The sequence below is a fragment of the Spiroplasma attinicola genome, from assembly GCF_023509825.1.
Taxonomy (GTDB): domain Bacteria; phylum Bacillota_I; class Bacilli_A; order Mycoplasmatales; family VBWQ01; genus Spiroplasma_D; species Spiroplasma_D attinicola.
On the sequence record NZ_JAKQXY010000001.1, the window covers coordinates 149,647 to 162,835 of the forward strand.

Sequence of the window (13,189 nt, forward strand, 5' to 3'; positions counted from 1 at the left end):
TTTTAGTTTTGACTTGTACTTTTCTTTATCATGAAAATATTGCCATAACATAATACTATATAAAGGAACAAAAATAATCATAAAACCGACAGTAAGACCTAATTTAATTCAAATTCATGGTGAACTAAAGTGCATTCTTGCTCCTTTTAATTTTAAACTCCACTTTTATAATTTATTTTATCACTCAAAATTATAAAAAAATAGGTCTGTAAATAAAAAATGCAAACAAATTCTGTTTGCATTTAATCTTTTTATCTAATTATCATACTTAAAAACAATTCTTTTAAATAACTTTCCTTGATTCATTAATTTAAAGTATTCTGGTGCTTTAGCAATTGGTTCAATATTAATTTCTGGATTAACTAGACCTTTTTCAAAGGCGTCTAATGCTTCAACTAAGTCTTGTCTTGTTCCAACTAATGAACCTAAAATTTGTTTACCATTCAAAACTAAGTCAGCAATATTAACATTAAAGTCAGCACGATCCAAACCAACAACAGTAATTTTACCTAATTTAGCTAAATTTTTAATTGAATTTTCTAATAATTGTGCTGATGATGAAGTAAATAAAACTTGATCAAATCCTTTATTATTAGTAATTTCTTTGATTCTTTCATCAACATTTTCTGATTTTCAATTAATAATAAAATCGGCACCTTTATCTTTGGCAATTTTTAAACTCTCAAGATTTGAACCAATGGCAATTACTTTTGCTTTAAAAACATTTTTAGCATATTCAATTGCAACTTGACCTAAACCGCCAATACCATAAATTGCTAGATAATCATTTTCTTGCACATCCGCAACTTTCAAAGCTTTATAAACAGTTAATCCAGCACAAGTAATAACACAAGCTTTTGCTAAGTCAATATTTTTAGGTACTACTGTACAAAATGATCCTTTTTCAATTGAATAATCTTGCATAGTTCCTGATTTTGTTTCTGACATTACAAACTCAGCATTATCACAAAATACTTCTTCACCTTTTAAACAATTTTTACACTTACCACAAGCATTATGCAAACCAGCAGGAAAGGCAACAGCATCACCAACTTTAACATTTGTAACATCTTTACCAACTTCAACAACTTGAGCAACTGTTTCATGACCAACACTAATCTTATAGTTTTTTTCTGCTTTAAAATCTAAAGCAACATGTAAATCACTATGACATAAACTGCAAAATAAAGTTTTTACAAGAACTTCATCATCTTTAATTTTCTTAAGATCTGGAACTTTCACTAATTCAATTATTTCATTTGCTTTTGAACTTGCAACTGCTATTTCCATATTTTATTCTCCTTTTATTTTTATTAAGATATAAAAGTATTATAAAACCTTAATCTTACTTTATGGCAAGTGTTAAATAAGTAATTTTAATTATAAGTATTGTTTATAACACCATATCAAAATAATAAGTTCCGTTCTGAGCATTATCATCTTTATTAGTTGCTAATATTTCTGGACCATTATCTTCATCATTGAATTTAATAGCTCATGTCATATCTATTCCTTGGTCATGTGAAACTCATTTTCCATCTTCTGCAACAATATGAATACCAAAAAATGAGATAGCATTTTTAAAAAGTTCTTCATAGGTTTCGTCACCATATCATATTGTTGTTTGCGGCAATTGTTCTACATCCATCATAATCATAGTAGCATTATGAACTTGTTCAGAGTGAGAAGTAATCAAATATATACCATTTGATGCAATTTCATTTCTTTGAGATGGTAATAAACTCTTGCCATTACTAATACTATAATAAGTAATTTGACCATTATTAGATTTTATTCAATTATCAGTTTCACTATCATAAGTAATACCAACTCTTTGAAATAATTCCAAATAAGTTATATCTTCTTCGCTTGTTTCTTTTACTTGTTTATTATCAATATTTAATGTATAAGTATGTTCTGTTGCAGGAGGTTCTGGTACATCAGTTACAAGACTAAACATAATTTTAATATTTTTATTTTTTACTGATGGCATAGAAATTGATTTTCCTGTATTATCCATAATTTTTTTTGGTGTTACTATTGTATAAACACTATCATCAATATAAACAAAAGGAATAGTTTTTTGATTTTTATATAATCAAGTTTGATTATTTTGATCATATTTAAAAACTGTTTCAATAATTTTAATTAAATTTTGTTTTTTAAAATGGGTTTGTTCTTTAATTAATGAACCATTTTCATATCATTCAACATTTGTTGATGATGAATCTTTTAAACCAACACCTAATCCTACTCCTAAACCAGTAGCAGTAACACTAGTTCCTGCAGCTAAAATTGTAATAAACTTTAATTTTCTAGTCATTTTTAATCTCCCTTATTTTTATTTATTTTCAAAATTATTATAAACCTTTAACCTTACTTTATCATCAGAAAATTAAAAAAAAGAATAACATTTTGTTATTCTTTCTCTAAAATTATTTTTGATCTTTATTAAACTTCTTAATAAACTCATCATTTGGTGTAAAACCATTTTCATTGTTAATACTTCATAATTTTTCGCGTTCATTCTTACCAATTTTATTTGGCATTTTAATTTTAAGTGTCGCAATTAATTTTCCACGACTGTTTTTACCATAATAAGAACCTTGTTGTGAAACAATAATTTGACTACCATTTTGAACACCAGGTTTTAATTGTTGTTTAATTGCATATCCTTCAATTGTCGGAATTACAATTGTATTTCCTAATAAAATATCAAGATAAGAAACCGGAACATCAATTAATAAATCATATCCTCTTCTAGTAAAGTATTTATCTTGTTGAACTGTAACTCTAATAATCAAATCACCTTGTGGTCCATTATACTTGCTAACTCCACCTTTACCTTTAATTCTTAAACTATCTCCAGTTTGAACTAAATGAGGTAAATTAAATTCTAGTTTTTGATTATCTAAAAAGAAGCCATTACCTTTACATTTTAAACATTTATCTAAAACAACTTTACCAATGCCTTGACAAGTATTACAAATTACTTCTTGCCGGAATGAACCACCAAAAATTGAATTTCCTGTTCGAATTTCTACACCTTGGCCATGACATTGTTGACAAGTGACATTATCTTTTGGTGTTTTTGCACCCGTGTGATTACAAGCATCACAAGGAACTTCAACATTAATATTAATTATTTGTTTTTTTGCTAAAACTGCATCAGCTAAACTAATAACAATATTTTTTAAATAGTTAGCTCCAGGCGCATTACGATTATGTCGTGGTTGACTTTGATGCTGTCTTCTTTGGCCGCCACCACCAAACAAATCACCAAACAAATCACCAAACAAATCACCTAAATCAGTATAAGCACCCGAATTAAAACCATTAAATCCACCTGCTGTACCATTAACACCATCGTGACCAAAATTATCATACATTTTTCTTTTTTCTGGATCACTTAATACTTCATATGCTTCAGAAATTTTCTTAAATTCTTCACCATCAGCTGGATTTTTAGTTATATCAGGGTGTTTTTGTTTAGCAAGAGCACGAAAAGCACGTTTAATTTCGTCTTGACTACTATTTTTATTAACACCTAAAACTTGATAATAATCTTCTTTTTTTCCGCGGGCTGTTGCCATCGATTATTCTCCTTTATTTTAATACTTTACTTTTAAGATATTATTTCTTTTCTGCTTCAACATCAATTACATCATCAGAATTTTTTGGAAAATCAGTTGCATCAGACTTATCTTCTGATTGAACTCCAGATTGTCCTTGTTGTTGCATAAATTGTTGTGCTGCAGCAAATGCTTGTTGTAATTGTTCCAATTTTGCTTTTAATTCAGTAAAATTCTTTGCTTCTAATGATTTTTGTAAATCATCACGCATTTTTTGCATTTCAGCAATTTGAGGTGCTACTTGAGCATTTTCATCTTTTTGCGTTTCTGTTAACATTTTGTCAATGTCATAAATATAAGTTTGAGCTTGATTTGTTAAATCAACTTCTTCTTTACGTTTTTCATCTGCACTTTGATTTGCTGCTGCTTCTTGCACCATTTTGTCAATTTGATCTTTGTCTAAATTACTATTTCCTGAAATTGTAATTTTTTGTTCTTTATTAGTTTTTAAATCTTTTGCAGTAACTGAAACAATCCCATTTGCATCAATATCAAAACCAACTTCAATTTGTGGTACACCTTTTGGTGCTGGATCAATTCCTGATAATTGGAATCTTCCTAAACTATGATTATCATTAGCCATAGCTCTTTCACCTTGTAAAACATGAATATCTACTGCAGGTTGATTGTCTTCAGCAGTTGAAAATACTTGTGATTTGTGAGTTGGAATTGTTGTATTTCTTTTAATTAATGGTGTCATAACACCACCTAAAGTTTCAATTCCTAAAGATAATGGTGTTACATCTAATAATAATAAGTCTTTAACATCACCAGATAAAATTCCACCTTGAATTGCTGCTCCACAAGCAACTACTTCATCAGGATTAACTGTTTTGTTTGGTTCTTTTCCTAATAAATCTTTAATTACTTTTTGGACTGCTGGAATTCTTGTTGATCCACCAACCAATAATACTTCATCAATTCCTTCTTTAGTTAATTTTGCATCTGCTAAAGCTTTACGAACTGGTTCAACTGTTCTTGCTACTAAGTCTTCTGTTAAACGGTCAAATTCAGCACGAGTTAATTTCTCTTCTAAGTGAACTGGTCCATTAGCATCCATTGAAATAAATGGTAATGAAATTGTTGTTTCATTAGACCCTGATAAGTCTTTTTTTGCTTTTTCTGCTGCTTCTTTCAATCTTTGTAAAGCCATTTTATCTTTTGCTAAATTAATTCCTGTTGATTTTTGAAATTTATTAACTAAATGATCAATAATTTTTTGGTCAAAGTCATCACCACCAAGATGATTATCACCATTAGTTGATAAAACTTCAAATGTACCATCTGCTAATTCTAAAATTGAAACATCAAAAGTACCACCACCTAAGTCAAATACTAAGATTTTATGTTCTTTATCAGTTTTATCTAAACCATAAGCAATTGCAGCAGCAGTTGGTTCATTAATAATTCTTTCAACTTCTAATCCAGCAATAATTCCTGCATCTTTAGTTGCTTTTCTTTGTTGATCATTAAAGTAAGCAGGAACAGTAATAACTGCCTTTTTAACTTTTTGTCCTAACTTTGATTCAACAAAATTTTTAATAAATCGTAATACTTCAGCAGAAACTTGTTCTGGAGTTACATTTTTGTTTTCAATTTGAAACTTTTTACTTGTTCCAATTTCTCTTTTTACAGAAATAATTGTATGATCTGGGTTAGTAATAGCTTGTCTTTTAGCTGCTTCACCAACTAAGATTTCTTTTCCTTTGTAAGTTACAACAGAAGGAGTAGTTCTTCCTCCACTTTCATTTTCAATAACTTTTGGTTTGTCACCTTCCATAATGGCAACACAAGAGTTTGTTGTTCCTAAATCAATTCCGATTATTACTTCTTTCATCATTACACCTCTTTTATTTATTTTCTTCTTTTGTTTCTTTGTTATTAGTTTTTAATTTATAAATTTTTACTTGAACTGGACTAATAACTCAATCATTTAATTGATAACCAGTTAATAAAACTTCAGCAATTGTGTTATCTTTTTGTTCTTTTGTTTCTGCTAAAATTTCAATTTGTTCAATTGCATTAGCTTTTGCGCTATCAAACTGATTACCAATCGTTTCAGTAATTGCAACTAACCCTTCTGATTTTAAATTATTTTTAAAATTATCAAAAATATATTTAAAACCAATTAAAAAGTTTTGCACATCCTTATTATCAGTTTTGAACTTTAATGCCCGCTCAAATTCTAATAATAAAGGTAAAATTGTTTCTTTAATCACTTTTTGATTAGCATATTTTCTAAAGTCTTCATTCCGAAGTTCTTGCTCTTTTAAAGTATTTACTTTCGTTGCTAAAATTAATTTTTTTTGTTCATCTTTTAGTTTAGTTAAAGTTTTTTGTAAATCTGCAACTTGATTTAACAAGTCTTGATTTTCTTTTGTTAATTCCTCAATTGATTTTTCTTTAACTACTTTAGTTTCTTGCTCTGTTGCTTGTTCAGAAATATTTTCTTGCACTTTTTTTTCCTTTTTATCTGGCATTATCTTTCACCTCATTATTTTCTAACCAAACTTATTTTTAATTGTGTCATTAATCCAATTAAGAATTTCTGTAATTTTTTCATATTCTAATCGTTTTGGACCAACAACAGCAATTTGACCTTGATCATTATCATTAATTTTAAAAGTTGTTGTAATCATTGCCATATCTTTATTACTTTTACCTAATTCTTCACCAATTTTTACTTGAACTGGCTCTTCGTTTAACTTATCAAAATAACTTCAAGGTGATTGCGATTCAATAAATTTAACTAAAGTTTTTACTTTTTTTAAATCATTAAACTCAGGATTTTCTAACATATATTGAACACCATGAGTTGATGACAAAGGTTTTGAAAAATTAAGTAAAGCATTAATAAAACCTTGAATAACATATTCTGCTTGTTTAATTTGTTTTGCTAAGATTGGTTGCAATAATGAAACTTTTTCCTTCATTTCACTAATTTTTGTTCCCACTAATCGGTTATTAAAAATATTAATTGCCAATGTTAAGTCATTTAAAGAAATTTCTTTAATATTAAAAATTTTATTTTCAACATGACCATTATTAGTAATAATAATTGCCAAAATATTTTCTTCACTAAGTGGCAATAGTTCAATTCTTTTTAAAGTATCTTCTTTAACATTTGGTCCAATAACAATACTAATTAGTTTTGTCATTTCACTTAAAATTGTACTAGTTTGATTAATTACTTCACTAATTGCCAAATCACGATTATTAAAAATTTGATCAATTCGTTGTTTTAAAATTAAAATATCAGTTTCTTCGCTTTGAGACATTAATTTATCAACATAATAACGATAACCTTTTGTTGCTGGAATTCGGCCACTAGAACTATGAGCTTTTTCTAATAATTCTTGTTCTTCTAACATAACACATTCATTACGAATCGTAGCACTTGAGCAATTAAGATTTTCATTAGTTAAAATTGCTTTACTACTAACAGGGACCCCTGTTTTAATATATTGCTCAACAATAATTTTTAGAATTTGTTCTTGTCTTTTTGTTAACAACTTAACACCTCCAATCTAATAAAACTTTAGTAATTTAATTATAACTTTAAGCACTCATTATTATCAAGTGCTAATTTAATTTTAATTTTGTTGATAAAATAAAATCATTAGTTTTACTATCAAGAGCAATCGCAAATCGTTTTTCAGGAACTATCTGATCTTTTAAAATTGCCTGTGCTAATAAAGTTTCAATATTTTGTTGAATATATCTTTTAATTGGTCTTGCACCATATTCTTGATCATAAGCATCTTTTAAAATTTGTTGCACAATGTCTTCTTGATAAGTAATTTGATATTCTTTTTCAGAATTAACTCGCATTACTAAATCATTTAATTCTTTACGAATAATTTCTTGAATAACATTTTGATTTAATGGATTAAAAATAACAACTTCATCAACTCGATTAATAAATTCCGGACGGAAACGAGTTTTTAAAATATTTAAAGCTTGTTGTTGACTACTTGCTTTATTTTCCAATAATGCCTCTGAACCTAAATTTGAAGTCATAATAATAATTGTATTTCTAAAATCAACTAAATGCCCTTGACTATCAGTTAATCTGCCATCATCTAATATTTGTAATAAAATATTTAAGACATCAGGATGAGCTTTTTCAATTTCATCAAATAAAACAATACTATAAGGTTGACGGCGAACCTTTTCTGTTAATTGACCACCTAATTCAAAACCAACATAACCAGGAGGTGAACCAACTAATTTGCTCACAGCACTCTTTTCCATAAATTCTGACATATCCATACGAACAATATTTTTATCAGAATCAAATAAAGCATCTGCTAAAGTCTTTGCTACTTCAGTTTTTCCAACTCCAGTTGGACCCATAAAGATAAAAGAACCAATTGGTCGATTAGGATCTTTAATGCCACTGCGTGAACGAATTAAAGCATCACTAACTAATTTCAATGCCGTTGGTTGTCCCTTAACACGATTACTTAAAATCAATGATAAATTTAATAATTTATCGCGTTCACTAGTTAATAAACGAGTAACAGGAATTCCAGTTCATTTCGCAACAACAGTAGCAATATCATCATTTGTGACATCTTCTTTTAACAATCTTTCAGCTTTAGTAACCTTCTCATTGTCTTTCAAAGCTTTTTCTAATTTTGGAATAATACTATATTGTAGTTCTCCAGCTTTACCAAAGTCACCAGTTAACTGACATTGTTCTAATTGAGTTTTTGCTTGTTCCAATTTTGTTTTTAAAGTTTTAAGATGATTAATTGCTTGTTTTTCTTGCATTCACTCGTTTTCTAAATTTTCAAGTGTTACCTTTTTTTCAGCTAATTCTTTATTTACTTCTTGTAAACGATTAACTGATGTTTGATCTTGTTCTTTGTTTAAAGCAGCTTTTTCAATTTCCAATTGCATTACTTTTCTTCTTAACTCATCCAATGATGCTGGTAATGAATCAATCGCAATTTTAATTCCTGCACACGCTTCATCAACTAAATCAATAGCTTTATCAGGTAAAAAGCGATCAGTAATATATTTATCAGATAAATAAGCAGCAGATCTTAAAGCATTATCATGAATCTTTACTCCGTGATAAGTTTCAAATCGTTCTTTTAATCCTCGTAAAATTGCCAAAGTATCTTCGACTGTTGGTTCTTTAATAATCATTTTACGGAAACGGCGTTCTAATGCGGCATCTTTTTCAATATATTGACGATACTCATCTAAAGTTGTTGCACCAATACAATGTAATTCGCCACGAGCCAACATTGGTTTTAACAAGTTTGAAGCATCAATTGCTCCTTGTGTTCGGCCTGCACCAACAATTAAATGTAACTCATCAATAAAAATTATAATTTGACCTTTAGATTCTTTAACTTTATTAATCACAGCCTTTAATCTTTCTTCAAATTCACCTTGAAATTTGGCTCCAGCAATTAAAGCTCCCATATCAATTTCATAAATAATTTTATCTTTTAAATTACTAGGAACATCACCACGAACAATTCGCTGTGCTAAACCTTCAATAATCGCTGTTTTACCAACTCCAGGTAAACCAATTAAAACTGGATTATTTTTTGTTTTTCTTGATAAAATTTCTTCAACTTTGCGAATGTCTTCATCGCGTCCAATAATTGGGTCCATTCGACCAGACTTGGCTTCAGCAATTAAATTCCGACCAAACTTATCTAAAATTTTTGGATCGTTGCTATAATTTGGAAGTTCTTGAAAATTAAACATGTATTTAACCTCTTTCTAGCAATTATTAAGTCCATTTGCTAACTTGGTTATATGATATCAAAAAAAATTAGCAGTTTCAATCATTAACTGCTAATTTTTATAAAATTTTTTTACCTAAAATATTTTTTCATTAATAACTATTCCAGCATTGATTTTAAGTTTTAATAAGACTACAATTAAATTAACAGTGGGTAAATTTAAAACTTAAAGAAAAAGGTTATAATGAATGATTTTATTAATTTCTATTATCAAAAAGTTAGACAGTTAAAATGATTATTTAGTTTTGTCTTAGGGTTTTTTCTAATCCTTTTTACTGTAATTGGTCTAGTACTAACACCATTTGGGTTATATAATCAAACTTTAATTTATCAAAAAAATTGAAATCAAGCTTTAGAAAAGTATGTTGCTAAAGAAAAATATCAATTAAATCAAAATTATCCTGATTATAATGAAGTTGTTTTAGAACAACTAACAAATGTTTTTAATAAGAATGCTGAAAATATTTTAACTGGATTAATTGCTAATAAATTAGCAATCAACTCAGAACAAACAGTTGCAGAGAAGAATCACGAATTAGAAACATTAGATAACAAATTAATAGCAATTTATAGTTCCAACATTGATTTATGAGCAATAATTAATGATTATAATATTCAGTTATTTAATATAATCAAAAAATATACTGATTTTTCGTTTAATAATAGTAGTTGAAAAAGTAATGGTAAATCAATTAGCAATTTAATTGCACCAGATTATAAAAATAAATCTTTATATAAAGTTGAATTAAATTATTTAATCAGTGGTGATGAAACATATAATTGAATTGACAATGAAGGCAATCAGATTTATTTTCAAGGACTACAATATTATGAATATTATACATATACTAATTACTTAACAATTTTAGATGCCTTTATCAGTGGATCAATCGCAACTGCAAATCCAATTTTATTAGGAAATTGAAGTATTAATGATTTATCTTATATTCAATTTTTAAAAGCAAAAATCATAAATGAAAATTTTTATTATCCAATGTATTTTAAAGCATTTATGATTGAAAGAATTGCCGATATTATTTTATTAATAGTTTTGCCAATTCTTTCAATCTTAACAATCTTTTTATTAATCTTTATCTGACGAAGTCAGTTACTATGAAATAGCTATCAAAAACATTCAATAAATATAATGTATAAAAATCGTTATTTTAGTAATTTATAATAAATCAGTTTTCACGGAAAAGAGTAATAAAAATGAAAAGAAAAATTATAATATCAACCGCAATTTTATCTTTATTAACAATACCTTTATTAGTAACTGCCTGTGGTATTAATTCAAATATCAAGCATGATAATTATCAACCTGGTAATGATGATATTGTTAATTTATCAGATTGTAATAATTTATTTACTAACGATGATTTAACTTATAGTTATTTAACTATAACTAAAGAAAAAGTTGCTCTCAATATTTTATCAATTCTAAAATATAACATTAAATCGGTAACACAAAATGATTATTTAATTACTTTTACTACTAAAAATGGAAATCCAGTCATAAACATCAATATGGTTAACAACTATAATATTATTTTAACTGCCTCACAAGATAGTAAGTACTTACAAGGAAACTTAACACTTAATTTATCAGTAATCGATGATCGAACTGATATTAGTAAAATTAATTATGATGAAAATAATTGATATTTATCATCTAGAAATACAATTGCTGATTTATTGACAAAATTTGAAATGGCAATTTACTTAACTATTAAAGATTCAAGATATCACTTAGGTGATTTCTTAAAAATCATAATTCAACATCAAGATAAAATTTACACAAATGCCGATGAAAATAATCATGAAGTATTAGATATTAATAGCAGTTATATCATTTCTGCTACTGCTGAAAATCAAAATATTGCTAATGGTTTCATTATCGGTACTGCAAAACTAACAATCTTTGCCAGCGATGAAAGACAAACTGTTGCAAATTTAAGTAATCAAATCTTTGATAACTACCATCCTGATAATTTAATTGATAATGGTAAAACATTATATAGTAACATTAGAGATATTATTAATAATCTATATACTTTAGATGCAACAACTCAATCTGATTTCAATCTTACAATCAAAGATAATAATAATATATTAAGTAATAATCAATCAAAGCTAACAAGTCTAAACTATCAAATAATTGTTGATGCAACAAATAGTAAGTATTTAAAAGATATCAATTCTAATTTAACAATTAATATTGTTGATAAAGTTATTCACTTAGACAAGTTAAAAATTGATACATTCGTTATTAGACCAAGTATTGCCACTCAAGCAAAAACATTAAAAACTGATGTTTTAAGTCAAATTAGCATTGCAGCTAGTTTTCCAGGAATAGAAAATTATCTAATTGTTAATTTAACTCAAAATGATGCAGAAATAATTGATGATAATCAATATTTAGATCCAACTAATGTCCAAGTTAATGTCGTTGCAGATGAAACAATGACAACTCAATATTTTGGTGGTAAATTAGATTTTAACTTATTTGTAATTGACAATCGGATTGATTTAAAAGACCCAACAATTACTAGTTTTATTAATAAAGCAATTTCAAGAATTGGTTATTCAACATTAAATAATTTAGCAGAACTGAAAGCAGCAATTTTAACAATAATTAAAGAATATAGTTCAGATACAGATAATCAAAATATTAATGAAAATATTACTAGTGATGACTTAGATATTACTTTAGATGGTTATTCAAATGATAGTGATTCATTAAGTGAAGCAACTAATATTTCATTAACAATCAAAGCAAATAATAACTCACGATACATTAAAAATGAATTAAATCCAAGAAATATTAATATTAACTATGCTAAAGAAAAAAGTTCATTCGCTAATGTTTCAATGACCCCAATTGAATTTGTTGATTATGATGAAAATAATAACCCTCATATAATGACTCAAATTAATGAATCAAAAATTGCTGTTTATAACCAAAATTTAAATACTATCAAGTATAAAATTAATTATTACAAAGAAACAACTACTATTTTAGACTATAAAATTTCACAAGATGGCGAACATGACTTTTGAGTTATCGAAACCAAAATCAATGATAATCATTTCCAAATTGATTATTATATTGATAATAATATTGTATCTACATATACCTTTGAAGGATATGGAGTAATTGCTGCCATTAATAAATATTCCCAAACTTTATACGTCCGACCAGATATTAGTGAAGAACATGATGGCATTGGAAATCTATATCTTATGAATTCTAAGCAAGAACTAACTCAAGTAGATTTATCACTAATAAATTCAACACCATTTAAAATTAATTTAATTAGAAGTTCAGAAACTACTTCTCAAATATATATTCAAAGCGACAATAAAATATATGCAATTAATGAAGACATTTCTGCAGTAGAACCAATTATTGAAAAATATGATATTAGCGACAATTATTTCTTTGACTATGATAATCAAAATAATATTTATCAATTAAAAATTGATGGTTTATATCGCAATGGAGAATTAATTAAATCTACACCTCCAAACCCTAATCTTTTATATGATATTAGTGAATATGATCATGATTATAATTATAAATTTGTTAATAATTTTACAGTCGATAATCAAGAGAATTTTTATTATTTATACCGTGATACTGCTAATAACAGATATAGTGTTGTTAAAAATCAAGCAATTATCTTTTCAATAACTGATCCAAATAGTTTAAATCAATATTTAAAAGTATTACCAAATGGAACTTGAGAACTAACAATTGGTTCTAAAATTTATACGAATGAAAAATAG

Annotated in this window: 9 protein-coding genes; 2 read left to right on the top strand and 7 right to left on the bottom strand. The window is 27.0% G+C overall.

All coding sequences use genetic code 4. The annotated features are described in order from the left end of the window. Positions 1-255 precede the first annotated feature (255 nt). The 7 genes from LT335_RS00750 to LT335_RS04445 all read right to left on the bottom strand — a co-directional run bounded on the left by LT335_RS00750 (position 256) and on the right by LT335_RS04445 (position 9,362). A complete protein-coding gene (locus LT335_RS00750) occupies positions 256-1,290 on the bottom strand; it encodes a zinc-binding dehydrogenase (RefSeq protein WP_249727900.1) in 1,035 nt (344 codons plus the stop codon). Between the two features lie 103 nt (positions 1,291-1,393). Further along, positions 1,394-2,323, bottom strand: a complete 930-nt coding sequence (locus LT335_RS00755) for a hypothetical protein (RefSeq protein ID WP_249727901.1) — start codon at positions 2,321-2,323, stop codon at positions 1,394-1,396. Positions 2,324-2,435: 112 nt separating this feature from the next. Then, positions 2,436-3,593 carry a DnaJ C-terminal domain-containing protein gene (locus LT335_RS00760; protein WP_283778541.1) on the bottom strand — a complete coding sequence of 386 codons (1,158 nt, stop codon included), beginning with the start codon at positions 3,591-3,593 and terminating at the stop codon, positions 2,436-2,438. A gap of 40 nt (positions 3,594-3,633) precedes the next feature. Further along, complete coding sequence (gene dnaK / locus LT335_RS00770) at positions 3,634-5,472, bottom strand: molecular chaperone DnaK (protein WP_249727902.1); 1,839 nt, start codon at positions 5,470-5,472, stop codon at positions 3,634-3,636. Positions 5,473-5,482: 10 nt separating this feature from the next. After that, positions 5,483-6,112, bottom strand: coding sequence for a nucleotide exchange factor GrpE (locus LT335_RS00775; RefSeq protein ID WP_249727904.1), 630 nt, complete (start codon positions 6,110-6,112; stop codon positions 5,483-5,485). Between the two features lie 21 nt (positions 6,113-6,133). Beyond that, positions 6,134-7,144: a heat-inducible transcriptional repressor HrcA gene (gene hrcA, locus LT335_RS00780; protein ID WP_249727906.1), complete on the bottom strand. Its 1,011-nt coding sequence runs from the start codon at positions 7,142-7,144 to the stop codon at positions 6,134-6,136. Positions 7,145-7,214: 70 nt separating this feature from the next. Beyond that, entirely contained in the window at positions 7,215-9,362 is a 2,148-nt protein-coding gene (locus tag LT335_RS04445; protein ID WP_284069517.1) for an ATP-dependent Clp protease ATP-binding subunit, read from the bottom strand. Between the two features lie 222 nt (positions 9,363-9,584). Here LT335_RS04445 and LT335_RS00790 point away from each other — a divergent pair, with 222 nt between their 5' ends. Beyond that, positions 9,585-10,580, top strand: coding sequence for a hypothetical protein (locus LT335_RS00790; protein WP_249727907.1), 996 nt, complete (start codon positions 9,585-9,587; stop codon positions 10,578-10,580). A 32-nt stretch (positions 10,581-10,612) separates the two neighbouring features. Beyond that, entirely contained in the window at positions 10,613-13,189 is a 2,577-nt protein-coding gene (locus tag LT335_RS00795; RefSeq protein WP_249727908.1) for a hypothetical protein, read from the top strand.